Raw genomic sequence first — 26,563 nt, 5'->3', positions numbered from 1 at the left:
TTTACGCACGGCGCTTGGGTACCGGCACGCGCATTAGATCCTCGGCGACGTAAAGCTCGCCGTCGAAGTGCTCCCGTGCTTCGAGTTCGAACGCGGCAGAGTCCTGGTAGCGCTGGGAGAAGTGGGTGAGCACCAGCGTGCGCACCCCGCATTCGGCGGCGACGCGCGCGGCTTGGCCCGCGGTCAGATGGCCGTACGCGGCGGCGAGCGCGGTGTCCGCGGCCAGGAACGTCGACTCGATGATGAGCAGGTCCACGCCTTCGGCCAGTTCGTAGACGCCGTCGCACAACCGCGTGTCCATGACGAACGCAACGGCCTGGCCCGGACGCATGACACTCACTTCGCCGAGGGTGACGGTCCGGACGCCATGCTCGATCGTGCCCTCTCGCTGAAGCCGACCGACTGCCGGACCGCTGATGCCTCGCGCCGCCAACTGTTCGGGCAGCATGCGTAGCACCCGCGGTTCGGTGAGGCGGTAGCCGTAGGCATCGATGCCGTGGTCCAGGCGGACCGCGCTCAGCCGGCCGAAGCGCTCGTCGGCCAGGACGGCCCGCTCCCCCTCTGCGGGCCCTTCGATGCGATCCCCGGGCAGCATCATGTCCGGATCAGGGAACCGCCAGGCCAGCCGCGCGAAGGCTTCTCGTCCGGACGCCGGATAGTGGCAGTGCACCGGGTGATCGACGTTGTCGAGCGCGACCCTGGCCAGGACACCGGGCAGGCCGAAGCAGTGGTCGCCGTGGAAGTGCGTGACGCAGATCCGGTCAACGTCGGACGCCGAGACGCCCGCCAACGTCATCTGCCGCTGCGTACCCTCGCCGGGGTCGAACAGGAAACCCTCGTCGTCCCAGCGCAGGAAGTAGCCGTTGTGGTTCCGGGTGCGGGTCGGGACCTGGCTCGCCGTGCCGAGCACCACCAGTTCGCGCATGGGACAAAGATGTCAGACAAGCACAGTGTCAGAAGAGCACGGCGTCAGAACAAAGACAGCGTCAGAACAAAGCCTGGAGCGTCCCACCGTCCGGGGTGCCGAGGCCGGTGCACGCGTCCCAGCCCGGTCCTGCGCGATACGCCCCGTTGTTGCCATGCGTGATGTCGTGGAATCCGGGCTGCGCGACGCCTGGGGCGACATTCGCGTAGAGCGTCGGCTGGAGCAGGCCGAGCGGCTTGCCGGCCCGCTGCGCCAAGCGGCACACCAGCGCGGCCCAGAGCGGGGCCACCGCGCTCGTGCCGCCGACGACCCCCTCTTGGCCGTCAACGTAGATCTGATAACCGGTCTGCGGGTCCGCGTTGCCCGCGACATCAGGCACCCCGCGGCCCGAGGACGGGACGCCGGCGTTGGTCTGCCAGTCCGGAGCCGGGAAGACGGTGGAGACGCCGCCGCCGGTCGCGCCGCCGCCGGTGCCGTCGTTCCACACGGTTTCGTTCCACACGGTTTCGTTCCATGCGGCCGCGTCGACGGTCAGCCGGGTGCCGCCGCAGCCGAGGACGTGCGGGCTGGAGGCCGGGAAGTCGCAGTGCGGCGCGCCGTCCGGCGCGTTGTCGCTCGAACCGTTGTCGCCGGAGGCGGCCAGGACCGTCACGCCGAGCGCCACGGCGTCGGCGCAGGCCTGGTCGAGCGCGTCGCGGGCCTGCGCGGTCCACGAGTCCTCCGGGCCGCCCCAGCTGATCGAGATGGCGGCCGGGGCGGGGGTGGCGTGCGCGGCGGCGGCCACCGCGTCCACGAAGCCCTGGTCGGTGTTCGGCGCGAAGTACACCGCCTGGCCCGCGCCGGGGGCCAGCGCGCCGGCGACCTCGATGTCGAGCAGGACCTCGCCGTCCGGGCCGTTCGGGTCGCCGGTGGGGCTGTTCGCGCCGCCGTCCACCGCAACGGCGGTCACCGCGGGGGTCGCCAGGCCCAGGCCGCCGAAGTACGTGTCGAGGTCGCCCTGCGCGAAGCCGCCGCCGAGCTCGATGATCGCCAGGATCTGGCCCGAGCCGTCGAAGCCGGCCGGGAAGCCGTAGGCCGTGCCGACCTGCACCGGCGTGTACGAGGTCGCGGCGCTCGCGGCGGCGGCGAAGCGGAAGTGCGCGCGCGCCTGTGGCCGGTCGTCGATCCCGAGCACGGCGGTGACCACACCGGACAGCGCGTTCGGCAGGTTCAGCGGCCCGGTGCGGTAGCGGTGGGCCACGCCGTCCGGGGCCTGCGGGTGCGCCGTGCGCACCCGGGAGACCGCGGTGCCGAACGCTTCGCAGAAGGCTGACACAGCTCCCGCAAGCACCATGCGGCGCGCGCCGGGGTCCGCCTCGACGACCTCGATGCCGTGCCGTACCAGGGCTTCGCGGACGTGCTCGACGTCGTCGGGGTGCGCGCCGTAGCGGGTGCGCAACTCGTCGCGGGTCAGCCGGAGCCGGCCGGCCGCCACGTCGGCGGGCAGGTTCTGTCGGCGCCGCAGATAAAGCGAGACCTGGATGTGCTCGTCGGGATCGACCGGACCGAGCAGTTCGGAGTTGGGCAGCGGCCGGCGGTGCGAGGCGGCGAGTTCCATATTCAACATTTATCCCACACCCTGCCGGTTGGCGACCGTTTGGCGCCCCCGGCGCGCCGCAGCGGTGACCAGTAGCCGGGATCCCTGTTCGAAGAGCCGCCGCGATGCCGTCTGCGCCGGCGGCTAATATCGCAGGTTGACAGTCCCGACTTCGTCCGGGAACGATTGAGGCTTCGCGGGCCGCCCTGGTTAGGGAGTACCTTGATATCCTTCGAGCGGGTGACGAAAAGGTATCCGGACGGCACGGTCGCGGTGAGCGAGCTGAGCCTCGTCGCGCCGGACGGGGCGATCACGGTGCTGGTCGGCCCGTCGGGCTGCGGCAAGACGACCTCACTGCGCATGGTCAACCGGCTCATCGAGCCGACCGAGGGCCGCATCGCGATCGACGGGGTGGACGTGCGCGCCCGGCCCGCCGCCGAGCTGCGCAGGTCCATCGGCTACGTGATCCAGCACGCCGGGCTCTTCCCGCACCGGACCGTCGTGGACAACATCGCCACCGTGCCCCGGCTGCTCGGCCGGGACAAACGCTCGGCGCGGGCCAGGGCGCACGAGCTGATGGCCCTGGTCGGACTCGACCCGGCGCTGGCCAAGCGGTATCCGTACCAGCTCTCCGGCGGGCAGCAGCAGCGCGTCGGGGTGGCCAGAGCGCTGGCCGCCGACCCGCCGGTGCTGCTGATGGACGAGCCGTTCTCCGCGGTGGACCCGATCGTACGCAAGGGGCTCCAGGAGGAGTTCCTGCGCATCCAGTCGGAGATCGCCAAGACGATCCTGTTCGTCACGCACGACATCGACGAGGCGGTCAAGCTCGGCGACCGGATCGCGGTGCTGCGCGCCGGCGGCGTGCTGGCCCAGTTCGACCCGCCGGACCGGCTGCTGGCCGAGCCCGCGGACGCGTTCGTGGAGCAGTTCCTCGGCGTGGACCGGGGCATCCGCCGGCTCACCTTCTATCCGAGCGACGGGCTGAGCCTGACCGAGGCGCCGGTGGTCGCGGCGGACACGCCCGCGCTGTCCGCCCGCGACGCGGCGCTCGCCGCGGGGACGCCGTGGCTGCTCGTCGTGGACGCCGGCCGGCGACCGCTGGGCTGGGCGGACCCGGCCGCGCTGCCGGGCGAGGGACCGATCGGCCGGGCCCGGCTGACCGGATTCGGGCACGCGTTCGCCGCGGGTACCGACTCGCTGCGCGCCGCCCTCGACGCGGCGGTGCTCTCCCCCACCGGCTGGGCCGTCGGCACCGACGCCGACGGCCGGGTGCTCGGCGTGATCAGCCAGGAGGCGATCGCCGCGGCGATCCGCGCCGCGCACGCCCACGAGAGCAAGAGCGCGGAGCAGCAGCGCGAGGAGGCGCAGCCGCAGGACACGGCCGCGGCGCCGATGGAGCAGGCCCGATGAGCATCTTCGACCTGCCGAGCTACATCCAGCACTCCTATCTCGGGCTGCTCGGCGAGCAGCTGAAGGTCTCGTTCGGCGCGACCGGGGCGGGCCTGCTGATCTCGCTGCCGATCGGGCAGGCGAGCGCGCGCTGGCGGTTCGTCTACCCGCCGGTGCTCTCGCTGGTCACCATCGCGTACTCGATCCCGTCGCTGGCGCTGTTCGTGTTCCTGGTCGACTACTTCGGGCTGACCGACACCACGATCTTCATCCCGCTGACCGTCTACAGCCTGGCGGTCCTGGTGCCCGGCGTGGTGGACGGCATCCGGGCGGTGCCGCCGGAGGTGCGCATCGCCGCGGACGCCATGGGCTTCGGCCCGGCGCGCCGCTACTTCCAGGTGGAGCTGCCGATCGCCGCGCCGAACATCATGGCCGCGGTGCGGGTGGCCGCGGTCTCCAGCATCAGCCTGATGAGCGTCGGCGCGGTGCTCGGCAACCTCGGCGGCTTCGGCGAGCTGTTCATCACGGGCCTGCGCTTCTTCGACCAGCGCCTGGTCTGGCTCGGCCTGTTCACCCTGTTCGCGCTGGGCCTGCTGACCGATGTCGCGCTGCGCGGCGTGCAGCGGCTGCTGACCCCGTGGGCCGACCGGAGAGGCGCACGCGCGTGAACCTGGTCAACGACATCCGCGCCTTCTTCGGCGACCCGAAGTTCCACTCCGGCTACGACAGCATCTGGCAGCGGCTGGCCGAGCACTGCTGGTACTCGCTGATCATGATCGCCTGCGCCGCCGCGATCGCGCTGCCGCTGGCCTTCCTGACCGGGCACACCGGGCGCGGCGACGGCCCGATCTCGGCGCTGGCCGCGGTCGGGCGGGCCATGCCGAGCCTCGGGCTCATCGTGCTGCTGGCGGTCAAGATCGGCGTGTTCAGCTTCTACGCCGCACTCATCCCGCTGGTGGCGCTGGCCGTTCCGCCGATCCTGCTGACGACGCACGAGGGGCTGCGCGCGGTCGACCGCTCGGTGGTCGACGCGGCGCGCGGGATGGGCATGCGGCCGATGCAGATCCTGCTGCGGGTCGAGGTCCCTTCCGCGCTGCCGCTGATCCTCAGCGGGCTGCGCACCGCGGCGGTGCAGGTGGTGGCGACCACGACGATCGCCGCGGTCATCTCCTTCGGCGGCCTGGGCCGCTACGTGGTGGACGGCCTGTTCGAGTACGACTACAACCAGGTCGTCGGCGGGGCGTTCCTGGTCACGATGCTCTCCTTGGCGACGCTCGCCCTGTTCGCGCTGCTTTCCCGGCTGCTGGTCTCACCCGGCCTGCGCCGCCGCGACTGAACCGGTCACCCGGGCGGAAAGCGGAAAAGCCGAATCAGTACCCGCCATCGCACGTTTGTGCAAACGGCCCCGGGAAATTCATCCCGGGGCCGTTTGCACAAACGTGCACTCGATTGGTTCGAAATTCCTACCGCCGCATTTTCGGCGCACGCTTCTGATCCCGTACTGCCTCATGCGGCGGCGACTGCTCGCGCCAAAGCGTGCTCAAGCACCACGACCAGTGAATCGCGTACCGAGCCTTGGTCCCTCGCGTCGAATGAGATAACCGGTACCTCGTCGACCACATCCAGTGCCTCGCGTACCGCGTCGATCGGGTGGGTGAGTTCACCGTCGAACGTGTTGACCGCGACGGCGAACGGCATGCCCTTGCGCTCGAAGTAGTCCACCGCGGGGAAGCAGTCGTCCAGGCGCCGGCTGTCCACCACGACCAGGGCGCCGAGCGCGCCCTCGGTCACGTCGTCCCACATGAAGCCGAAGCGGTCCTGGCCCGGCGTGCCGAACAGGTACAGCTTGAGCGTCGGGTCGAGCGTGAGGCAGCCGAAGTCCATCGCCACCGTGGTGGTGGTCTTGTTCGGGGTCAGCGAGACGTCGTCGACGCCGGAGGCGACCTCGGTGATCGAGGCCTCGGTGGTCAGCGGCTCGATCTCGGAGACCGAGGCGACGGCCGTGGTCTTGCCGACCCCGAAGCCGCCGGCGACGACCATCTTGACCGGCAGCGGCGGTCGCGTGGCCGGCACCGTCTCTGTGTACACCTCAGTCGGCATCCCGTGAGCCGACGGAAGTGGGGATGGCGCGGAGTCCATCGATCACCCTTCGCAGTACGTCGATGTCCGATGCCGTGCCGGCACGCGGCACGTGCACCGCCAGGAACTGGCCGGCCCGGAGGTCCCCCGCGAGCACCCGGACCACGTTGAGATGCAGTCGAAGCTTGACGGCCACCTCGGCCAGGGACAGCGGGGCGCCGCAGGCCTCGACGATCGCGCGCCGCTCGAAGGCCAGCGCGCCGATCTTCCCGAGTCCCTCGGCGGTCGCCACCACCTGCGTCTCGACCGGCAGGCCCGCCTCGGCGGCGACCCGGCCGTCGGTGACCATGAACGGGCGGACCGCCGAGGCGCGATCCGCGCCGGCGCCCTGCGGCGCCCCGTCGCGCCCCGCCGCCGGGCCCGCCGGGTTCTGCTGCCGCCCGCCCTGCTTGCTCACCCCGTCGCTCCGGCGGCGCCGACGGTGTTCTTCAACTCCACGATCAGCGCCGGGCTCAGGATGGTGCCGACCCGGTTGGCGAACAGGGTCATCTCGTACGCGACGTTGCCGAGCTTGGCGTCCTTCGAGGCGACCACGCCGAGCACCGAGCCGCTGCCAATAGAGGAGACCAGCAGGTGGCCGCCCGCCATGTCGATGATGACCTTGTTGAGCGCGCCGAGCCCGTAGTTGCCCGCAGCCCCCATCGCGAGGCTGGTGATGCCCGAGACGATGGCGGCCAGCCGCTCGGAGTCGGCCTGGTCCCCCGGTCGGGACACGGCTATGAGCAGTCCGTCGGAGGAGACCGCTATCGCGTCGACCACGCCCGCGGTCTCCGCGGCGAAGCGGCTGACCATCCAGGTGAAATCGGCGGCCGCGGCACGAATGCCGTCCGCGTCGGTGGTGGAGGCGGTCATTGCCTCTCTCCCTTCTCCTCGTCGGTGTCCCCCATGGGCGGCGGCACGTCACCGTCCGCCCCGGGAGGCTGGATCGGCAGACCCTGCGCGCTGTCGCGCAACGCCTGGTCGACCCCGGCTTCGAACTCTTCGATCGCCGCGCGCGCCGCCTCCGCGTCGAGCTGCGTCGCCGGGGCGAGCGAGATGCCCCCGGCGGCGGAGGTCTGCGGTGCGGGTCCCGCGCCGCGGACCCGGCGCGGCAGCGTGGGCGGCCGCTGCGCCATCGATCCCTCCAACTGCCTGCCCGCCGGACGCGGCGCCAATCCCGCGGCCACCGGTGTCTCCTGGTCCCGGCGCTGCTCCGGCATCGGCGGGGTGGGGACGGTGCGGGGCGCGGGGGCGGACCCGCCCGTACCGCGCTGCGCCAGTTCCACCGGGCCGAGCAGGAGCTCGTCGGACACGGCGATCCGGGCGGTCAGCCCGCCGCCCGCGGTCTGCAACAGCGTGACCTGCGCTCCGGTGCGCTGGGCCAGCCGCCCGACCACGAACAGGCCGAGCACCTTGGTGGGAACCAGGTCCAGCCGCTCGCGCCGGACCAGTTGCTCATTCTCCTGCATCAGGCGCTGCGTCGTCATCCCGACGCCGCGGTCCACGATCTCGACCACCGCGCCGTGCGAGGCGCTGCGCACCGCCACGTCCACCGTGCTGGAGGTCGGCGAGAACGCCACCGCGTTCTCCACCAGCTCGGCGATCATCAGGGTCAGGTCGCCGATCGCGGACGGGGTGACCATCGAGTCGCCCTCGGTGCCGAGCACGACCCGCTGGTAGCCCTCGATCCGGCCGATCGCCGAGCGCACCACGTCGGTCAGCCGCATCGGGGTCGCGTCGACGGCCGGCTCGCGCTCCCCGGACAGCAGCACCAGGCTGTCCGCGCCGCGTTGCAGGCGCACCGCGAGGTGGTCGATGCGGTAGAGCCGTTCGAGCAGCACCGGGTCGGTCTCGCTGCGCTCCATCGCGTCGATGAGCGCGAGCTGGCGGCCGGTGAGGTTGTAGATGCGCCGCCCGACGTTGCCGAACATCTCGGCGGTGTTGCGCCGGACGAGCACCTGGCGCTCCAGGACCCGCACCGCGGTGCCCTGGAGCCGGTTGAACGACTCGGCCAGGTCGCCGATCTCGTCGCGGGTGGCGATCGAGACGTGTTCCAACTCGGGGGCGCCGCCGTCCTGCCCGAGATCGTCGTCGGCGACCCGCTGGAGATCCTGTTCCGCGACGGTGGCGATGCGGGTGGCCGCCCTGGTCAGCCTCAGGACCGGGCGGGCGATCGAGTGCCGGATTATCACGCTCAGCACGACCAGGCCGGTCAGCAGCGCCAGGGCCAGCAGGACCAGCGCGACGGCGGTCCAGGCGGCCACCGACGCGCTGTGCGCGGCCCGGCTCACCACGTTGTCCGTGATGGTGTGCTCCATGATCGACCGCGCATCGCTCTGGGCGAGCACGTCGTCGCTGATCTGGCGGGAGTAGCCGGTCAGCTGGATCAGCGCGACCTTGTCGCCGGAGATGAACGCCGCGCCGGCGCTCTCCTCGAACTGGTCGATCGTCTCCTGCTGCGAGTTGTCGTGGATGCCCGCGAACATCACGTAGTCGGCGTGCGGGACGAAGCCCTCCAGTGACGTGGCGTACGCGGAGGCCACGCCGTCGTACTGTTCGGCCAGCGGGTACTGGACGGCCGCCTCGGTCGGGTTGTCCGCGATGTCGGTGAGGGCGGCCTCTCGCTCGTTGGCGGCGAGGTCGGTCGCGAAGAGGGTGTTGAGCTCGGCGGCGGGGACGGCGGACGGGACCGGGTCGGAGGCCATCTGCTCCAGGCCGATCGCGCCGTTGAGGTCGCCCATCGTCTTCGTGTAGGAATCCAACAGGATGGTGCCGTTGATCGACCCGCTGTGTACCAGCTTGCGCACGTGGGCGAGCTTGCCGACCTGGTCGAGCGCGTCGCGCATCTTCTGCGGCGGGTTGTCGTTGTACGCCGCGAGCACCACGACCCGCTGCTTGTCGGTGGTCTCCATGGCGCGGTCGTACGCGGTGATGTCGACGAGCTGGATGCTGCCGATCACCCCGAGCCCGTCCTCCTGCTCAAGGCTCAGGTCGTTGATCAGTGTACTGACCTGCTCGGTGGTGTTCATGTACGAGGCCGCGCTCTCCCAGTCGCGGGCCGAGTTGACCTGCTGGGTCACCAGCGGCGTGAGCAGCACGATGATGCCGACGGCGGGCAGCGCGATCAGGGCGTCGAGCTTGCGCCGGAACGGAACCCGGTCGAGCCGCCGTTCCGGTCTGCGGCCGTGCGCCGGACGTCCCTGCTCCTGCCCGCTGCGCACAGTCACAGTGCTTGCCTCCCCGGGCGCCGAGTACGCCGTCCGAGTGCAAATTGGGCGGCCTCGACATGATGATCAGACTTTAGATCCGAGCCGGGCAGCACAGTATCGAATCAGGCGCCGGTTTGTCGCCATCCGGTCACTCGGCGGTTTGTTCCGGCGGGATTAACAGCCGCGGGACGGCGGTTGTCGACGTTGGTCGCGGTTGTTGACCGTGGTTGTTTGAGTGCGCAAGCGATACCTATCGGTGATCGAACGCTGGTTGACTGCCCGTCGGCCCGGTCGATTGGATTGCATAAGGGCATTTCCTGCATTCCGCGCCGGGAACCCGCCCGCCGCGGACCTCCGGGCTGAAGGAGCCACTGTGAATTCCAGGGTTACCACGCGGTTCACCGCCGCCGCGTCCGCTGCACTTCTGACCGGCGCGTTCCTCGCGGGTTGCAGCAGCAGTAGCGGCGGCACGACGTCGAACCCGCTCACCGGGGGCGGCGGGAACCAGGCCGGCGGCTCCATCGTGGTCGGGTCGGACAACTTCCTGGAGAGCGTGCTGCTCGCCGACGTCTACGGCCAGGCGCTGGCCGCCAAGGGCTACAAGGTCAGCTACAAGCTGAACATCGCCAGCCGTGAGGTCACCTACGGCCTGCTCAAGAACGGCCAGATCACCCTCAAGCCGGAGTACAACGGCGCGCTGCTGGCATACCTGGACAAGCTGGCCGGCAAGACCTCGCCGCAGACCTCGACGGCCCAGGTGGACAGCGCGATCGTCACCGAGCTCGCGCCGGGCCTTGAGGTCCTCGACCCGGCGCAGGCGCAGGACAACGACACCCTGACGCTGAGCAAGAGCGCTGCGGGCAAGTACAACCTGAAGGCGGGCGCGTCGATCGCCGACTTCGTCACGGCGCTGAACGGCGGCCCGGTGTCGATCGGCGCGGCGGCCGAGTTCCAGACCCGCTACCAGGGCATCCTCGGCCTGGAGCAGGCCTACGGGCTCAAGGCCTCGCAGATCACCTTCAAGTCGCTGGACGCGGGCGGCACGCTGACCGAGACGGCGCTGTCCCAGAACGCGGTGGACGCGGGCGACCTGTTCACCACCGACCCGACGATCAGTCAGAACGGCCTGGTCACGCTGGCCGACCCGAAGAACATCTTCGGGCTTCAGAACGTGCTGCCGCTGGTGAACAAGAGTGCGCTCAGCGCGTCCGGCGTCACGGCGCTCAACGCGGTGGACGCCAAGCTGGACAGCGCGACGCTGCTCTCGCTGGACGTGAAGGTGCAGTCGCAGAAGCAGGACCCGGCCACGGTGGCCAAGGACTGGCTGACGTCTCAGGGCCTGATCTAGGCGCGGTTTATCTAAGCAGGCAGATTATCTGCGTGAAAGTGGCGGGAACTGGCCGATCCGGTTCCCCCACCTGGTTCGCACAAGGCAACCCACGTACTCTGTGCCACAAGTGACGGCTGCCGTCCACCGCGTCCCGGTGGACGGCAGTGTCATACACAGTGGCGCAGCAGTGGCGGAGGGCCTGATGCACAGCGGGATTCTCGGTGGAGCCGGGCGCTCCGTCCTGGTCGTGGCGGCGGTGTTGCTGTGCACGCTGGCCGGCCCGACGGGCACCGCCGCCGCGAAAACGGCGTCAACAGCGTCGCCGAGTACAAACACGGGTGCGATCAGGCCCCATCTCGTCCGGCCGTTCACCGGCACGGGCTGCCACACCTATGACTACTGGAGTGGCGCGCACGTCTGCATCACCGTCGTCGGCAGCGGCCTCAACGTGCAATCGGTCACCGGCGAGACCGACGGTCCGGACTCAGACTGGGGACACCTGTGGGACACGGCCGGAGTGATCAGCATCTACGGTCACCCGACGAACCACCACCTGACCGTCAGCTGGGCGTCAGGCGGCGGGGTGTGGCTGGCCAACGGGGACAACTTCTGCTTCACCGACACCACGCTGAACCAGACGGCCTGTCTGACTATTCACAACTGAGCCCTGTGGGCAGGCCGAGCAGTTCGGCGGTCGCGCGCTCGGCACCCGCCTCGTCCGCGAGCACGGCGGGTACGGCATACGGCCGGTCGGAGCCGAGCACGAGTGACGCAGAACCGCCACGCGCCGCGTCAAGCGCCGCGCCGACCGCCGCGATCGCGACCGCGCCATAAGAAGAGGTGTCGAACCACACCGCCGGATCGGCGGCGAGGTCCGGGCCGCCGCGCGCCGCGGCACGCTCCCGGTGCAGCGGCGCGAGGCCGCTGAGCATGGCGAAGCACACCTTGAGCGTCGGGTGCGCCGCGCGCCCGAACGCGGCGAGAGCGTGGTGCGCCGTATGCATCTGCTGGACGTAGTCCACATTCGCGGCCCACCACGCGGGAGCGTTGCGCGAGGTCGCCGGCCCGGGATGCACGAAAAGCGGCTTGCCGCGCTCCTCCAGCACCCGCAGCAGCGGCTCGCAGCGCGCAAAGCCCGCGCGGTCCGCCAGCACGGTCGCCGGTAATTGGAGGCCAACGCACCCGGCATCGAGCCAGGCGCCGAGTGCTGAGCGGTCCGGTTCGGTGACGCAGGCGGCAGCCCACGCGCCGAAGCCCTCCGGCAGCGCGAGCGCGCCAAGGTGATACGCATCGAGCAACGGCGCGGCCTCGTCCGCCGGCAGCAGTTCGATGCCGAGTGGTGAAGAGAGCGAGACAAGGGCGAGACCTAGCCCGTCGGCGCGGTTCAACCCTAACCGGTGCGGTACGTCGTGGTCGCGCGGGTTGATCGGGTAGTCCGGCTCGCCGTCGAGGACGAGCGTCCATCCATCGAGCAACGGCGGCGCCGTACGCTCGCGCAGCGCTTGGATGAACCCCGCCGTCCATAGGTGCTGGTGGACGTCTACTCGCAACCTGATTCCTCAGTGACGCTTGTGACAGCTGTGACAATGCATGTGGTCAGGGATGCCGACGATTGTTGCACGCGGTACGTGATTAACGCGCCGCGCCGGGGCAGCGGGGCAGCATGGTGCGCCCGACGCGATAGCTCTTCTTCCCGATCAGAGCACGCAACTGTAAGAGTGCGGACTGTAAGAGTGCGAACTCAGCGCACGCACACGGCGCTGAACGGATGCCGTGTCCTGATCAGCGCGCCGGACGATCTTGCGGTCGTCCACGATGAAGACGCGCACGTCGGCGCCGCCTTCGTCGGGTGAATCGTCACCCGACGACCGTGCTCCTCGCGGCGCACTCGCGTTCCACCGCCGCACTACGAACACTGGCACGCCTGGCGAAGCTCGGCGCGTGTTTGACCGATGCCATTCGAAGCGTGCTTAAACCCCGTGCCGTATGCGATCGTGAAGGGGCGGAGCCTCGCGCGAGCGGCTCGGCGTCAGGAGGCGAACATGGAACCCGAAAGCAGCGACCGCGGCCGCAGGGGCCGGCGGGGGCGCCGGGAGCGGCGCCGCGACCAGCAGCCGGACGGCGAGTCGTGGAACCTGCGCTTCGAGTCGATCGGCATCCGCATTCCGGCGGCGATGGTGGCCAAGTCACCGACGCTGCTGAAGGCGGCCGTCGAGGAGGTCTGCTGGCGGGTCGCGCGGGACGCCTGGCTGGCCGCCCGGCCGAGCCGCTGGCGGCTGCGTGCCTACGCCGCGTGGTCCGCGCAGCGCGCCGAACTCGACCGCATCCGGGATCAACTGCGCCGCCTGGTCGAGGCGGAGTTGCTCACCTGCTGACCCGGCCCGCTTAGTCGTGGTCGTGCCCTCGACGCCGTCCGACCCAGGCGGCCAACCCAGCGGACAGCAGATCGCCGACGGTGGTGAGCAGGCGGGAGGCGAGCGCGACCGCGGTGGCCTTGCCCACGCTGAGCACCGGCGAGAGCGATGCGACCAGCACGACCTCACGCACGCCCGCGCCCGCCGGGGCCAGCACGACCAGGAAGCCGGCGCACCACGCGAACGCGAATCCGCCGGTGGCCAGCAGGAAAGTGCGGCCGTCGGCCGCGCCGAGCCGCGTCGCGAGCAGCCAGACCGCCGCGCCGTTCAGCACCCAGTACAGGATGGCCCACAGCGTCGCCACGACGATCGCGCGACCGGTCAGCGGCACCTCCTGGGGCGGTCGGCGGGCCAGCCGCAGCAGCCGGTCGATCATCGGGTTGAGCACGCGCGGATGCAGGCCGACGAGCAGCACCGGCGTGGCGAGGAAGGCCCAGCCGTATCCCCCGGTGGCCGAGCCGGTCAGGCCCGCCACGGCCGCCACGGCCGCGGTCAGCAGCCCGGCGGCCAGCGAGACGAGCATGGTGACCACGGCGACGGTCGCCGAGCGGCGCCGCGGAATCCGCTGTGCCTGGCCGAGTTCCATCTGAGCCAGCACCGGCCACACCGCACCCGGCAGATACTTGCCGATCTGCCCGACGAAGAAGATCCGCGCCGCCGGTGCGACCGGCACCCGTGACCCGGCGGCGGCCAGCAGCGAGCGCCACACCTGCATCGTCGCCACCAGCGAAAGCAGCACGAACGCGAACGATCCGAGAAGCGCGCCGACGCCGAAGTCGGCGAAACCCGAGCGCACCTGCGGCCACTGATCGGCCACCGCGTAACCGCCGAGCGCCACGGTCGCCAGGACGAACACGACGCGCACGGCCCTGCTGCCGAGCAGCGCGGTGACGCGTGACGTGAGCGACCGGGACGGGATCTCTGCGGGCTGCGCCTCGGCCGTGGCGTCGCCGTCAGCCGATTCACGCACGATGGTCGTCCGCTCTCTCACAGGGCGAGCTTAACGGGCATTCCGCATCAGGCATCCCGGCTATTGTCTGGTGGCATGCGAGTGACGGTGTTCGGCACCTATGACGTCAAAGCGCACCCCCGCGTCGGAATCATCGCCGACGGCCTGCGCGCTCACGGCTACGAGGTGCAGGAGTGCAACGCCCCGCTCGGCCTGGACACCGCCGCGCGCGTGGCCATTCTCGCGCAACCGTGGCGAGTGCCGGTGCTGCTCGGCACACTGGCACGGCGCTGGCTGCGGCTCATCGGCATCGCCCGCCGCCAGCCGCGGCCGGACTTCGTGCTCGTCGGCTACCTCGGACACTTCGACGTTCGGCTGGCCCGCCTGCTGTTCCGGCGCACCCCGATCGTCCTCGACCACCTCATCGGCGCGAGCGACACGGCGCGCGACCGGCAGTTGTCCGGCGGGTTCCGGCAGGTTCTGCTGCGCGCGATCGACTCCGGCGCCCTGCGTTCGGCCGACCTGGTCGTCGTGGACACCGACGAGCACCTCAGCACTCTGCCTCCGGAGTACCGCGACCGCGCCGTGGTGGTGCCGGTCGGTGCGCCGCGTACGTGGTTCGACGCCGCCCTTACGCCAGCTGATGATCCAGCCGATGGCACGCGGGAGCATCCGCCGCTGCGCGTGCTGTTCTTCGGGCTGTACACCCCGCTCCAGGGAACACCGGTCATCGGAAAGGCCCTTGCGCGCCTTTCCGGCTCACCGGTCGAGGCGACCATGATCGGGAAGGGCCAGGACGCGGCGGAGACCCGGCAGGCGGCCTCGGCCAACGGCGCCGTGCGCTGGCTGGACTGGGTCGCCCCGGACGAGTTGCCCGCGCTGGTCGCGGCGCACGACGTGTGTCTCGGGATCTTCGGCACCGGTCCGAAGGCGCTGCGCGTGGTGCCGAACAAGGTCTTCCAGGGAGCGGCCGCCGGCTGCGCGATCGTCACCTCCGACACCGCCCCGCAGCGCCGGACCCTCGGCGAGGCCGCCGTATTCGTCCCGGCGGGAGACCCGGACGCGCTCGCCGAGGCGCTGTTGCGGCTGGCCGGCGACCGGGCCGGGCTGCGCCGGGCCCGCGAGGCGGCTGCGCACCTCGCGCTAAGCTCGTTCGCCTCCGAGCAGATCGTCAGACCGTTGATCAAGCGGCTCGACGAACTCGTCCCCGCCGCCGTACGACGACCCACGTGAGCTGTTGAGAGGCCCCGCAATGAGCGACCACAGCGCGAACGGACCGAGCATCGCGCCGACCCGGACTGCGCTGGACCGGCTGGCCCCGCTGGCGCCGAACGCCTGGCTGCGGTACGACCTGGTCCGCCGGATGATCCCGCCGACCGTACGGGACGTCCTTGAGATCGGTTGCGGCATGGGCGCGGTCGGTGTGCGCCTCGCCGCGCAGTACGACTACCTCGGGCTGGAGCCGAGCCCTGAGTCGTTCGCCGTGGCCGAGGCGCGTATCGCAAGCAGCGGCCGCGGCGAGGTGCGCAACGTGCTTGCCGAGGACCTGCCCGCCGACCAGTGCTTCGACCTGGTGTGCGCCTTCGAGGTGCTGGAGCACATCGAGGACGACGGCGGGGCGCTGGAGTCCTGGGCCAGCCGGGTGCGCCCCGGCGGCTGGCTGCTGCTGTCGGTCCCGGCGCACCAGGCCCGCTTCTCCGCCTTCGACGAGATCGCCGGGCACTTCCGCCGCTACGAGCCCGCGGGCCTGACCGCGCTGCTGGAGAAGACCGGCTTCGAGCGGGTCGAGGTACGCGAGTACGGGATGCCGCTGGGCTTCCTGCTGGAGGCCGGACGCAACGTGGTCGGCCGGCGGCGGCTGGCCGCGGCGCCCAAGGCGTCGATGGAGGAACTGACCGGCGCCTCGGCCCGGCTGTACCAGCCGCGCGGCTCGCTGTACGGAGGGGTCGCCCGCTTCGGCACCGCCCCGTTCCGGTACATGCAGCGCGGATTCCCGCGCAACGGCACGGGTCTGGTCGCCAGGGCGCAACTGCCGGCGAGCCAGCGGGCTGCTGGTTAGTGCTGTGGCGGCCGACCTTAGCCCTGCCCTGGCGCGCCTTGTTGCAAGCTAAGGCCGGCCGCTACAGCACTAGGTGGTAACGCCGCCCACAGCGCTACCACCTACTTGCACCGGGGTGTCACTCGCCCCGGGAGCGGACGATGAGGTCCGCGAGCAGCGCGATCGCGCCGATGATCATTCCGGTCAGGAAGACCAGCACCGTGTCCCCGGCGATCCGCAGCGGGTGCGCCACCAGGTCGTAGACGCCCTTCGCGGCACCGATACCGACCAGCCAGAGCGCCGGGGGCATCAGGACCTTGAGCGGGTTGAAGTACATGACCATCCGCAGCACCTGGAGGATGTAGCGGTAGGCGTCCTTGACGAACTTGAACTTCGAGACGCCGGAGCGCTTGCCGTACTCGATCGGCACGTAGGCCACGTCGTGCTGGTTGGACAGGAACGCCAGCGTGATCGTCGTGACGCAGGAGAACCCCGGGGGCAGCAGCCGCAGGTACGGCTGCGCGACCTCGCGGCGCATCGCCCGCAGACCCGAGTTGAGGTCCGGGATCTTCTGGTTGACCAGCCGCTCGGCGATCTTGCGGATGAGCCACTTCGCCGGGACGCGCAGCAGTTTGTGCGTGCCCTCCTCGGTGGTGCGCGCGCCGACGACCTGGTCGATGCTCCGGTCGGTGTCGAGCATCCGGACCAGCTCGGGGATGCGCTCGTTCGGATACGTCATGTCCGCGTCGGTCCACACGACGATCTCGCCGCGCGCCATCTGCGACCCGATCCGGCGCACCGTGCCGGCCCCGCCGTTGCGGCGGAAGGCGACCACCTTGAGGTTCGGGAACTCCTCCTCGGCGGCGAGGAGCACCTGGAGCGTCGTGTCGGTCGACGCGTCGTCCACGGCGAGCAGTTCGTAGCTGTACCCGGCGCCGTCCAGCGCCGCGCTGATCCGCTTGATCTCCATCAGGACGTGGGCGTCCTCGTTGTAACACGGCAGGACCACCGTGACGTGCGGATTTTCGCCGCCGCGGGATGGCGTGCCGTCAGCCGACGCCGCGGCGGCCGTCGGCTTGGCCGGATCTGTGAGCAACACTCGTGCAGGTTCCCTTCCAGTTGGACCGTGGGCGTCCCCAGGGTAGTCAGCGCTGCTAACGTTTGGCCACGCGCCCGCCGGAACTCTTCGCCCTGCGGCAGGAGAGGCTCAGCTAGCCTTCATGCTGGCTCTCTATCTTCGCTCAGTCCCGGCCGCGCACGCCGCCGCTTCCGAACTTGCAACGGGAACAGATGACCAGGGAAACCGACGCCGTGACCACCGAGAACCCCAGCGCTGTGCAGGGCCGTCCGGGCGAGGTGCCCGACGGCGCGGCGAGCGGGGACGGCCAGGCGGCCCGCTCCGGCGCACGGCGGCGGCCGGCCGCGCTGACCGTGGTCTCGCTCCTCGCCGTGGCGCTGTTCGCGCTCTGGGGCATCGGCACTCCGCTGATCGGCACCTCGTCCCTGACCTCGACCAGCGAGATGGTCGGCGAGAGTCCTTACGCCGAGTCCGGATTCGTCGGGAGCACGACAACCAACGCATACCTCGACGATACGTACACCTCGCTCTTTCCCAGCGTCATCCTGTACAAGTCGGCGCTCAAGGGCGGCCTGACCAACGGCCAGTGGGATCCGTACATGAGCGGCGGCGTGCCGCTCGCCTCGACGCCGAACTACGCGCTGGCCTCCCCGCTCTCGCTCGTCTATTACGCGCTGCCGACGTGGCTTGCCCCGGCCTACGAGCGGCTGCTTGAGGTCCTCGTCTGCGTCGGCGGCTGCTACCTGTTCCTGCGCCGGCTCAAGCTGTCCCGTCCAGCCGCGATCACGGCCGGCATGGTGTTCGCGACCAGCGGCTTCGTGGTCGCGTGGCTGAACTTCCCGCAGACCCGGGTGGCGGCCTTCATTCCAGCGCTGTTCTGGACGATCGAGCGGTACCTTCAGGAGCGGCGGCTGCGCGACGCGGCGCTGATCCCCCTCCCGCTCGCTTCGATGCTGCTCGGCGGCTTCCCCGCAGTCGCCGGTTACGCGGTACTGACCGCGGGTGCGTACGCACTGACGCGCATCGCCGTCGAGCACCGTTCCACGCTGCGCAAGGCATGGCGGCCGCTCGTCGGCACCGGCCTGGGCGCGGCGGCGGGCGTGGGGCTGGCCGCGTTCCAGCTACTGCCGTTCTCCGCATTCCTGCACAGTTGGTACACCGACGGCCGTGCGCAGAACGGTGCACAGCACCTCGACCCGACCACCCTGCTGACCGCGTTCGCCCCCTGGGCCTTCGGCGGTGTCAACGCGAACAACCCGCCGGTGTCCTACGTCGGCCCCAACCTCGTCGAGTCGCTGAGCTACATCAGCGCGGCGGCGGCGGTCCTGGTGCTGGTGGCCTTCGCGTTGCAGCGCTCGGCGCGCGCGATGCTGCCGCGCGGCGTGTGGGTCTTCTTCGCCGCCGCGACGCTGGCCTGGGGCGGGCTGATCTACCTCGGCGGCTGGCCGCTGGTGGCGGTGCAGGACCTGCCGGGACTGCGCTCCGTGTTCTCGATCAACTACATCGGCCGCTCCCGCAGCGTGCTCGGCTTCCTGCTGGCCGTGCTGGCCGGCGTCGGCTTCGAACTGCTGCTGCGGCACCGCGCGGCGGCCCGGTCCCGGTCCGGCACACGCTGGGCGGCCGGCGTCGTGGTGGTCACGACGGGGGTCACCGCGGTCCTGATGTACTTCGGCGTTAAGGACTCGCGCACCGAGCAGCGGCTGCTCAGGCAGGCGCACGCCCCGGGCACGCCGTGGCCGACGTTCTGGCACCAGATGATCTACTCGTGGCTGCTGATCCTGGCCGCGATCGCCTGCGTGGCGCTGCTGTGGATCGCGGCGCGGCGGCGGGAACTGCCCGGCGGCGAGCGGACGTGGCGCAGGATCCGCTTCGCCGCCGCCGCGGCGCTGCCGCTGCTGATCGCGGGCCAGAGCATCAACCTGCTGACCGAGTACTATCCGAAGTCGAGCACCGACACGTTCTACCCGGTCACCGACACCCACTCGTATCTGGCCGCGAACCTCGGCGAGCAGCGGTACGCGGCGGGCGGCAGCGGAATGGTCTTCGGCACGAACGTGGCATACGACCTGCGCTCGGTCGACGGGCACGCGTTCATCAACACCGCGTTCACCGCGCTGCTCAAGGGCATCCCGGGCAACCCGGTGCCGTTCGCGACCTACATCGACATCGACGCTTCGACCGCCGCGGCCACCAGCCCGATCCTCGACACGCTCGGCACGAAGTACTTCGTGACCGCGCTCAGCGACCCGATCCTGGGCACCGAGACCGCGGCGAAGAGCGACGGCTCCCAGCTCACCCTGCGCCCCGGGCAGTCGGTCAGCGAGCCGGTCCCGGCGATCGGGGCGCTGCGCGGCGTCGGCATCACGGCACAGGGCACGATCCCCGACGCCCTGGGCGCCAGCGATCCGGACAGCTGGATCCAGGTCACGCTGCGCGACCCGTCCGGGACGCAGGTGGCCCAGTCCAAGCGGATGACCAACGAGCTGAACACGAGCGACCCGTTCCTGTTCCCGGTGACGGCCGACTCGGTGGCCTCCGGCACCCGGCTGACCGCGACGATCACCCTGCACGCCACCGCCCCGCTGACGCTGGCCGCGACCAACGGCGCCGCTCCGGCGCTGACCACGGTGGCCGGGGCCGCCGACGGCCTGAAGCTGGTGCACGTGGGCACCAGCGCGATCTACCAGCGCACGACCGCGCAGCCGCGCATCCGCTGGGCGTCGAACAGCCAGGTCGTCACCGATCAGAACCAGCGCGTGCAGATGCTCGCCGCCGGGCAGGTTGACGGCGACTCGGTGCTGCTCTCCAGCGGCGGCCCGCAGGCCGCCGGCCAGCCCGCCTCGGTGGACGTGGACGAGGACGGCCTCGACACCGTGTCCGCCACGGTGAACGCGAACGGCCAGGGCTATCTGGTAGTTGCGGACGCGGACCAGGTCGGCTGGACGGCCGCCGTGGACGGCAAGAAGGCACCACTGCTCCCCGCCGACGAGGGCGTGGTAGCCGTCTCGGTCCCGGCAGGAACGCACACCGTCACCCTGAACTTCGCCGCACCGCACGGAACCATCGCGTACACGCTCACGGCCGGGACGGCGGTGATCCTGGTGGCTGTTGTCATAGGCGAGGCGTGGTGGATCAGGCGGCGGCGCAAGTCAGAGCCCGGCCTCGGCGGCATTGCGGCGCAATAGTCGCGGAATAGTCGCTGAATGGCTGCGAACCGAACGTCACCGCCGCAGTACGACAAGCTGCCCGTCGCCGCCCCGCTCGATGTGGACCGCCGTCAGATCCGGGACGATCAGATCGGCTTCAAGCTGATCGGCGGTGTGCGTGGTCGTTACGGCGACGGTGCTCGCCCCGGCGGCGCGCGCCGCCGCGAGCCCGGCCGGAGCATCCTCGAAGACCAGGCACCGTTCCGGCGAGACGCCGAGCAGCTTCGCGCCGAGCAGGAAGGGCTCGGGGTCCGGCTTGCCACGGCTCACGTCGTCGATCGTGACGACGCGCGGCGCGTCGATCCCCGCGGCAGCCAGCCGGATCCGGGCGAGCGCGCGCCCGGCCGAGGTGACCACGGCCCAGCGCCCGAGCGGAGCGGCAGCCATGAGCTGCGCGGCACCGGGCAGCAACTTGACGTCGGCGGTATCGGTCATCTCCAACTCGTCCAGCCGTGCGGCGGCCGGACCGATGACGTCGGGAGGCACCAGATCGGCGAGGATCTCGGTAGCCGGGCGGCCGTGCCGGGGCACCACGGCGAGAAGTTCGCCGGGAATCGCGAACTCGGCGGACACCGTGTCCCAGCTGCGCAGGACCGAAGCCGTGGAGTCGACCAGCGTTCCGTCCATGTCGAACAGCAGGGCGTCCACCTCGAAGCGCATGATCGCGGAGTCTAACCGGACCGTGGGAACGGACCGTTAACCGCAGATGTGAAGCACGCAGCCTGCCCGCGATCAGCACTGCGCATTCAGCAGACCTGAACGCTCGCGGTCGTGTGCTCGGACTCCAGCGTGCCGAACACGGCCATCCTCCGGTAGGCGTTGAACACCGGATCGCAGGTGGTGAGCGTGATGTAGCTGCCCGGCCGGCTCAGGCCCGAGCGGCCGGGAATCGGGGCGAGCACTTCGACGGCCGTCGCCGGCATGTACACGGGATCCTTGACGATGCGGTACGTGTACACGGTGTTGCCCTCGCGCACCACGATCTTGTCGCCGGCCTTCACCTCGTCGAGGTAGCGGAACATGTCGCCCCACGTGCGCCGATGCGCCGCGACCGCGAAGTTGCCGGCCCGGCCGGGCAGCTGGGTCGTCGGATACCAGCCGACGCCCTGCATCAGCTCCGGCTGCTTGATGCCGTCGAGCACCGGCCAGGTCTCCGGATTGCGGATGCCGGGGATCTGGATCGTGGCGAACGGCTGTCCCGGCGCCGGCACGATCGACTCCGACTTCGCCCACGCCCGGCCCAGCTCGCACACATTGCCCGCAGCCGCCCGGTGTGCGACGACGTCGGTCCACCACAGCAGGTAGACGATGTACAGCAGAATGACCACGCCGCATGTGATCATCACTTCGCCGGCAGTACGAAACAGGGTACGGGCAACAATCCAGAACATAAGCCCCATCTTGCCGCCCGGGCCCGAGTATCCGGCAGCAACACTCATCCAAGTCCCTTGACTCATAAGATCGGATAATCAGCCGAGTCCGGATCACCGCTTAGCAGAATGGCCGAGCATGCCGAACCTGATGTGGACCTGGCAGGAGGCCGTGGCCGTCGCCGGATTGCTCACGGCCGGCTGGGTCGTGTTGCGGCGGCTGCGGGCCTGGCAGCGCGCCCAGCCGTTTCTGCGCGAGACCGCGCTGATCATCGGGTTGTACGGGCTATGGCAGTTCGCCGGCTCGCTGGCGGGTTCGGGAACGTACGCCGCGGTCGGGCGGGGGCAGTGGATCTGGAACACCGAGCGCTCGGCGCTGCTGCCGAGCGAGCGCACGGTCCAGGGGTGGATCCTGCCCCATCCGGTCATCGTCCAGGCCGCGAACCTGTACTACGACATCATGCACTTCGGCGTGATGATCTTCTTCCTGGTCTGGCTGTTCGCCTGGCATCAGGAGGCCTATTCGCGCTGGCGCACCACGATCGCCCTGGTCACCGCGGCGTGCCTGTTGATCCAGCTGATCCCGGTCGCCCCGCCGCGGATGATCCCGGGCCTGGACATGGTCGACACCGCGGTGAAGTACGGGCAGTCGGTCTACAGCGCGGCCGGCGGGTTCGATCCCGACCAGCTCTCGGCGATGCCGTCGGTGCACGTGGGCTGGGCCGTGCTGGTCGCCGTGTGCGCATACCGGGTCAGCACTTCACGATGGCGTTACCTGGGCATGGCGCACGCGGCTGCGACCATATTCGTCGTCACGGCCACCGGGAATCACTACTGGGCCGACGGGATCGTCGCGGTGGTGCTGCTCGTCGCGGCGCTGATCGCGCAGCGGACCGTAAGGACGCTGTTGCGGCGGCACGTGACGGCGCGTAAAGACCTGGCCAAGCAGGACGTTGAGCACGGCAGCCTTGTTGACGTGAGGTAACGGGGCGTCCAGTATCACCGGCAGCTGCATAGCTACTGGCGAGTAACCCACTACTCGCACTCGTCAACCTTCATCTTGTCGCGCTTGGAGTCCCCCATGCCTCTCGCCATGCGCACTCGCACCGCGGCGGTCATCGGCGGCGCGCTATTACTCGCCGCCACGACCGCGACCGCCGCCGCGGCTGCTCCCACCGGCGCATACGTGTCCCTCGGCGACTCGTACGTGTCCGGCCCGCTCATCCCGAACCAGGTCGACCTCGGTTGTCTTCGCTCCGACCGCAACTACCCGTCGCTGGTCGCGGGCGCACGCGGCTTCTCGGCGTTCTCCGACGCCAGCTGCGCCGGCGCGACCACCGACAACATGGCACACTCCCAGGCCGACGGCCCGATCACCATCAATGGTCCGCAGCTGAACGCGGTCACCTCCGCCGACAGCCTGGTCACCCTGGGCATCAGCGGCAACGACATCGGCTTCCTCAACATCATCCTGACCTGCGCGGCCGAGAGCCTGACCAGCCCGTTCGGCGACCCCTGCACCGATCACTACACCACGGGCGGCACCGACCAGCTCACCGCCGCGATCAACGCGACCGCGCCGAAAGTCGCCGCCGTGCTGCAAGCCATCCACCAGCGTGCCCCGCAGGCCGGGGTCTTGGTGGTCGGCTATCCGGACATCCTGCCCGAGTACAACAACGGCTGCTGGCCGCTCCAGCCTCTCGCGTATGGCGACGTGTCGTACCTGAGGGCGACCGAGAAGCGGCTCAACGCGATGCTCGCCACCGTCGCCGCCGCGAACAACGCACGGTACGTAGATACGTACACGCCGACGATCGGGCACGACATCTGCCAGCTGCCCGGGACGAAGTGGATCGAGGGCGCCATACCGCTCGCGGCCGCCGCGCCCTTCCATCCGAACGCGGCAGGCGAAGCCGCGATGGCCAGGGCCGTCGAGGCCGCTCTCGGCTCCTGACAGCTCCTGACGGCTCCTGCTGGCGGCCGGATCCCGGCCTTCTCCAAGCTTTCCTAGTTCGGGCACGACCGTGGTGAGGCCATCACTTCGATGGCCTCACCACGGTGCGTATTCTGCGAATGGTCCGCACGTCCGGATCGCCGCGCGCGATTCGCCGTCATCTCCTCCAGCAGGTGTTCCACGCGCTCATCGATCTGGTCCCGGACGGATCGAACCGCCGCGACGCCGTTCCCGACCGCATCGCGCAGCTGCCAGTCGAGATACCGTTTGCCCAGATAGACCGGGCAGATGTCACCGCAACCCATCGTGACGACGACATCCGTGGCTCGCACGATGTCGTCGAGCAGCGGCTGCGGATACTCCTCGGATATGCCGATACCGAGTTCAGCCATGGCCCGTACGACCGTCGGCTGAATCGCACGGCCCGCCACCGGCCCGGCCGACAGCACGGCGACCCGGCCGCCGGCACGTCGGCGCAGCAGCGCCGCCGCCATCTGGGCGCGGCCCGTGCCATGTAAGCATACGAACAGCACGCGCGGCCGCCGCGCCATCGGTGAAACCGCGCGCTGGACTGCGCATTGAACCATGCGGCCACGCGCCGCGTCAGCGAGCCAGTCCGCCGCGAAACGGGTCGCGTGAACGACCGCGGCTTCCCCTGCACTGTCCACGGTTTCATCACTGTCCACAGCGTCAGCCGTTTCACCCGTCCGGATTGCCGAACCCGATGTTGCGACGAACAGCTGATACGACTCATACGCCGTACGCAGGACGGTCTCCGGCGAGTAGATCCCCCGATAGCGCACCGCGAGGTCCCGGCAGGCCGACAACAAGCCGGGCGGCACGGCAGACGGCGTGACGCCGATCGGAGCGCTCACTGACATGCGAGTCATCGTCACACCGCCGCCCCGGAGCGCGGGAGGCTTGCGTGCAGGTCTCGAAGAGGACTCTGTCCGGTCTCGAATACCAGTGCGCGCCTGCGGGCCGTTCCGTGCGGACAGGCCGCCGGCCAGTACCGGCGGCCCGCCGCTCGGCGCGCTTCAGGCGGTCCGGATCGGCTTACAGGCCGGGCCAGGCCGGAAGGCTGCTACAGCTGGGAACGCTGCCGGTCCCGGTGAAGCTGGTCACGGTGACGCCGGTGCCCGAGGGCGAGATGTTGGAGTTGTACATCTTGATATTGGCATACTGGGACGCGACGCTGGTGGCGTCCAGCTGCACGTTCTCCAGGGTCAGGTTCAGCGGGAACGAGGCGGAGTAGCCGTTGAGGGTCGACTTCCCGGAGGAGGAGCTGACCGCCTTCAGGCCGTTGACGGTGATGCCCGCGAAGTTGGGGGTCGTCGTGCCGTTGCCGCTCAGGTACTGCGGGTCGATGAGGATCAGGTGCTCGACGCCGGTCTCACAGGTGTTGACGAAGCTGACGCCCGTGACGGTGCCGCCGAAGCTGGTGTCGCTCTTGACCCGCGCGCCGTTGTTGCTGGAGGCGGTGGTGCCGTGGATGTCGGTGCCGCCGTGGATGTTGTTGCCGGAGAAGGTGACGTTCGACACCCCGCCGTTGGTCTGGCTGCCGACCGACAGGCCGTGGATGCCCCAGAAGTTGTTGTTGCTGACCGTGATGTTGGTCGCCGGGCCGCCGGCGTCCGCCTTGACCGCGACGCCGTCGTCACCGTCGTTGATGAAGCTGTCGGTGATCAGGACGTTGCTGGCGCTGTCGGGATCGACGCCGTCGGTGTTGCGCGCGTTGTCCGGCTCGTCGATCCGGATGCCCCACGCGGTGAACCCGCTACCGCCGTCGACCAGCACGTTGAACATCGGCGACTGGGTCAGGCTGATGTGGTACAGCGTGTCGTTCGACGCGCCGTAGACCGTGATCAGCTTGGGGTTCTCCTGCTGCTTGGTGGTGTCGCTGTGCGCCGATTCGGCCAGCGCCCACCAAGTGGTGCTGGTGTTGAGCATGTCCTGGTCGCCGCGGCCGTTGATGGTGCCCTGCGAACCGGAGCCGCTCTGCGTGCCCATGACGCCGGAACTGTCGCCGCGGATGGCGATGAACGGCAGGCAGCCGGTGGCGGTGCCCATCGTGCTGCCGTCCGCGGCGCCGATGGTGCCGCAGGTCGGCTGGCCGGAGATCTGGTAGTCGGCGGGGTTGCGGGAGGCGTACAGCGTGACGCCGGTATCGACCAGCAGCACCTCACTGGCGTTGATCGTCAGCGGCCCGGACAGGAACGCCGAGTTGCCGCCGCTCACCTGAAGCTCCACCGCCTTCCCGGTGCCGGCACAGGTGTTCAGCGCCGACTGGATGCGGGAGGTGTCCGGCGGCGCGGACTCCTGCGCGCTGGTGAACAGTTCGTTGCTCGGCTTGGCCAGCTGCGCCGCCACTGTCGCACACGTACCGGGCACGCTCGGTTCTCCGGGCTGCGGTGGTGGTGTTGTGGTGGTGGGGGTGGGTGTTGCGGATGCGGTGGGACTGGAACTGGGGCTGGGGCTGGGTGTGCTGGTGGGGGTGGTGCTGGGGGTGTTGGTGGGTGTGGTGGTGGGGTTGAGGTCCCAGGATTTGGTGGCGCTGGTGTCGCAGCTGTTTTGCACGACCAGGGTGCCGGGCGTGGTGTCGCTGCTGCTGGCGTTGAGGCATTTGGCAGCGCCGGTGTTGATCACGTGGTAGAACGTGCTGCCGGTGGTGCTGGGGGTGGGGGTCCATTGCTGGATGGTGGTGTTGTTGCAGGCCTGGGTTTGAACAGCTTTGCCAGCGGAAGTGCTGTTGCCGATGATGCCCAGACACAGACCACTGACCGGAGTGGTGATGGCGAACCCACTACCGGAAGCAGTCAGGGTCCAGGACTGGTTGGCTGCCCCGGTGCAGGCTTGCAAGTCCAGTTGCACGCCGGCGGCGGTACTGGAGCCGGGCAGGTCCAGGCACAGACCACTGGCGTTGTTGACGATGGTGTACGTGCCGGCTCCAGCCGCAGCACTGGCGGTGCTCGGCAGTGCGACGACCACGAGCGCGCCAACCAGCGCG

The 26,563-nt window shown here is 70.0% G+C and carries 24 protein-coding genes; 11 read left to right on the top strand and 13 right to left on the bottom strand.

The window, feature by feature from the left end; genetic code table 11:
• Position 1: 1 nt before the first annotated feature.
• Both VGS97_RS08780 and VGS97_RS08775 read right to left on the bottom strand, forming a co-directional pair.
• Entirely contained in the window at positions 2 to 925 is a 924-nt protein-coding gene (locus VGS97_RS08780; protein WP_326852788.1) for a ribonuclease Z, read from the bottom strand.
• A 61-nt stretch (positions 926 to 986) separates the two neighbouring features.
• A complete protein-coding gene (locus tag VGS97_RS08775) occupies positions 987 to 2,531 on the bottom strand; it encodes a S53 family peptidase (RefSeq protein WP_326852787.1) in 1,545 nt (514 codons plus the stop codon).
• A 192-nt stretch (positions 2,532 to 2,723) separates the two neighbouring features.
• Here VGS97_RS08775 and VGS97_RS08770 point away from each other — a divergent pair, with 192 nt between their 5' ends.
• The 3 genes from VGS97_RS08770 to VGS97_RS08760 are packed head-to-tail and all read left to right on the top strand — an operon-like array spanning position 2,724 to position 5,226.
• Positions 2,724 to 3,911 carry an ABC transporter ATP-binding protein gene (locus tag VGS97_RS08770; protein ID WP_349262052.1) on the top strand — a complete coding sequence of 396 codons (1,188 nt, stop codon included), beginning with the start codon at positions 2,724 to 2,726 and terminating at the stop codon, positions 3,909 to 3,911.
• Positions 3,908 to 4,558 (top strand): ABC transporter permease, encoded by a 651-nt coding sequence (locus VGS97_RS08765; RefSeq protein ID WP_326852785.1) that lies wholly within the window; start codon positions 3,908 to 3,910, stop codon positions 4,556 to 4,558. The genes VGS97_RS08770 and VGS97_RS08765 overlap by 4 nt, the downstream gene beginning before the upstream one ends.
• Positions 4,555 to 5,226 carry an ABC transporter permease gene (locus tag VGS97_RS08760; RefSeq protein ID WP_326852784.1) on the top strand — a complete coding sequence of 224 codons (672 nt, stop codon included), beginning with the start codon at positions 4,555 to 4,557 and terminating at the stop codon, positions 5,224 to 5,226. Before VGS97_RS08765 ends, VGS97_RS08760 begins: the two co-directional genes overlap by 4 nt.
• 170 nt (positions 5,227 to 5,396) lie before the next feature.
• Here VGS97_RS08760 and VGS97_RS08755 read toward each other — a convergent pair whose 3' ends face one another.
• The 4 genes from VGS97_RS08755 to VGS97_RS08740 are packed head-to-tail and all read right to left on the bottom strand — an operon-like array spanning position 5,397 to position 9,235.
• A complete protein-coding gene (locus VGS97_RS08755) occupies positions 5,397 to 5,990 on the bottom strand; it encodes a GTP-binding protein (protein ID WP_349262051.1) in 594 nt (197 codons plus the stop codon).
• On the bottom strand, positions 5,980 to 6,426 hold the full coding sequence (locus VGS97_RS08750; protein ID WP_326852783.1) for a DUF742 domain-containing protein: 447 nt from the start codon (positions 6,424 to 6,426) through the stop codon (positions 5,980 to 5,982). Before VGS97_RS08750 ends, VGS97_RS08755 begins: the two co-directional genes overlap by 11 nt.
• Positions 6,423 to 6,881: a roadblock/LC7 domain-containing protein gene (locus VGS97_RS08745; RefSeq protein WP_326852782.1), complete on the bottom strand. Its 459-nt coding sequence runs from the start codon at positions 6,879 to 6,881 to the stop codon at positions 6,423 to 6,425. Before VGS97_RS08745 ends, VGS97_RS08750 begins: the two co-directional genes overlap by 4 nt.
• Positions 6,878 to 9,235: a HAMP domain-containing sensor histidine kinase gene (locus VGS97_RS08740; RefSeq protein WP_326852781.1), complete on the bottom strand. Its 2,358-nt coding sequence runs from the start codon at positions 9,233 to 9,235 to the stop codon at positions 6,878 to 6,880. Before VGS97_RS08740 ends, VGS97_RS08745 begins: the two co-directional genes overlap by 4 nt.
• A gap of 355 nt (positions 9,236 to 9,590) precedes the next feature.
• Between VGS97_RS08740 and VGS97_RS08735 the strand changes: the two genes are divergently transcribed.
• Both VGS97_RS08735 and VGS97_RS08730 read left to right on the top strand, forming a co-directional pair.
• Positions 9,591 to 10,565, top strand: a complete 975-nt coding sequence (locus VGS97_RS08735; protein ID WP_326852780.1) for an ABC transporter substrate-binding protein — start codon at positions 9,591 to 9,593, stop codon at positions 10,563 to 10,565.
• 184 nt (positions 10,566 to 10,749) lie between these two features.
• Positions 10,750 to 11,211, top strand: a complete 462-nt coding sequence (locus tag VGS97_RS08730) for a hypothetical protein (RefSeq protein ID WP_326852779.1) — start codon at positions 10,750 to 10,752, stop codon at positions 11,209 to 11,211.
• Here VGS97_RS08730 and VGS97_RS08725 read toward each other — a convergent pair.
• On the bottom strand, positions 11,198 to 12,097 hold the full coding sequence (locus VGS97_RS08725; RefSeq protein ID WP_326852778.1) for a hypothetical protein: 900 nt from the start codon (positions 12,095 to 12,097) through the stop codon (positions 11,198 to 11,200). The genes VGS97_RS08730 and VGS97_RS08725 overlap by 14 nt on opposite strands.
• A gap of 492 nt (positions 12,098 to 12,589) precedes the next feature.
• On the opposite strand from VGS97_RS08725, the gene VGS97_RS08720 reads away from it, so the two are divergent.
• A complete protein-coding gene (locus tag VGS97_RS08720; protein ID WP_326852777.1) occupies positions 12,590 to 12,922 on the top strand; it encodes a hypothetical protein in 333 nt (110 codons plus the stop codon).
• A gap of 10 nt (positions 12,923 to 12,932) precedes the next feature.
• Here VGS97_RS08720 and VGS97_RS08715 read toward each other — a convergent pair whose 3' ends face one another.
• Positions 12,933 to 13,952, bottom strand: a complete 1,020-nt coding sequence (locus VGS97_RS08715; protein WP_326852776.1) for a lysylphosphatidylglycerol synthase transmembrane domain-containing protein — start codon at positions 13,950 to 13,952, stop codon at positions 12,933 to 12,935.
• Positions 13,953 to 14,006: 54 nt separating this feature from the next.
• Between VGS97_RS08715 and VGS97_RS08710 the strand changes: the two genes are divergently transcribed.
• Entirely contained in the window at positions 14,007 to 15,143 is a 1,137-nt protein-coding gene (locus VGS97_RS08710; RefSeq protein WP_326852774.1) for a glycosyltransferase, read from the top strand.
• 19 nt (positions 15,144 to 15,162) lie between these two features.
• Positions 15,163 to 15,969, top strand: coding sequence for a class I SAM-dependent methyltransferase (locus VGS97_RS08705; RefSeq protein WP_326852773.1), 807 nt, complete (start codon positions 15,163 to 15,165; stop codon positions 15,967 to 15,969).
• A 118-nt stretch (positions 15,970 to 16,087) separates the two neighbouring features.
• On the opposite strand, the gene VGS97_RS08700 is transcribed toward VGS97_RS08705, so the two are convergent.
• Positions 16,088 to 16,957, bottom strand: a complete 870-nt coding sequence (locus tag VGS97_RS08700) for a glycosyltransferase family 2 protein (RefSeq protein ID WP_349262054.1) — start codon at positions 16,955 to 16,957, stop codon at positions 16,088 to 16,090.
• Between the two features lie 281 nt (positions 16,958 to 17,238).
• Here VGS97_RS08700 and VGS97_RS08695 point away from each other — a divergent pair, with 281 nt between their 5' ends.
• Positions 17,239 to 20,211, top strand: coding sequence for a YfhO family protein (locus VGS97_RS08695; RefSeq protein WP_326852770.1), 2,973 nt, complete (start codon positions 17,239 to 17,241; stop codon positions 20,209 to 20,211).
• A gap of 36 nt (positions 20,212 to 20,247) precedes the next feature.
• Here VGS97_RS08695 and VGS97_RS08690 read toward each other — a convergent pair whose 3' ends face one another.
• Together VGS97_RS08690 and VGS97_RS08685 are read right to left on the bottom strand one after the other, a co-directional pair.
• Positions 20,248 to 20,892, bottom strand: coding sequence for an HAD-IA family hydrolase (locus VGS97_RS08690; protein WP_326852768.1), 645 nt, complete (start codon positions 20,890 to 20,892; stop codon positions 20,248 to 20,250).
• Between the two features lie 86 nt (positions 20,893 to 20,978).
• Positions 20,979 to 21,623, bottom strand: coding sequence for a class E sortase (locus VGS97_RS08685; protein WP_326852766.1), 645 nt, complete (start codon positions 21,621 to 21,623; stop codon positions 20,979 to 20,981).
• 118 nt (positions 21,624 to 21,741) lie between these two features.
• Here VGS97_RS08685 and VGS97_RS08680 point away from each other — a divergent pair, with 118 nt between their 5' ends.
• Both VGS97_RS08680 and VGS97_RS08675 read left to right on the top strand, forming a co-directional pair.
• The gene (locus VGS97_RS08680) at positions 21,742 to 22,587 is read left to right on the top strand and encodes a phosphatase PAP2 family protein (RefSeq protein ID WP_326852765.1); all 846 of its coding nucleotides are present in this window, start codon (positions 21,742 to 21,744) and stop codon (positions 22,585 to 22,587) included.
• 96 nt (positions 22,588 to 22,683) lie between these two features.
• Positions 22,684 to 23,556 carry an SGNH/GDSL hydrolase family protein gene (locus tag VGS97_RS08675; protein WP_326852764.1) on the top strand — a complete coding sequence of 291 codons (873 nt, stop codon included), beginning with the start codon at positions 22,684 to 22,686 and terminating at the stop codon, positions 23,554 to 23,556.
• Positions 23,557 to 23,609: 53 nt separating this feature from the next.
• Here VGS97_RS08675 and VGS97_RS08670 read toward each other — a convergent pair whose 3' ends face one another.
• Entirely contained in the window at positions 23,610 to 24,431 is an 822-nt protein-coding gene (locus VGS97_RS08670) for a hypothetical protein (protein ID WP_326852762.1), read from the bottom strand.
• Between the two features lie 181 nt (positions 24,432 to 24,612).
• The coding region (locus VGS97_RS08665; protein ID WP_326852761.1) for a glycosyl hydrolase family 28 protein at positions 24,613 to 26,563 on the bottom strand (1,951 nt) is incomplete at its 5' end.

Source organism: Actinocrinis sp. (assembly GCF_035946395.1).
Taxonomy (GTDB): domain Bacteria; phylum Actinomycetota; class Actinomycetes; order Streptomycetales; family Catenulisporaceae; genus Actinocrinis.
This window is presented reverse-complemented; position numbering and strand designations above follow the sequence as displayed.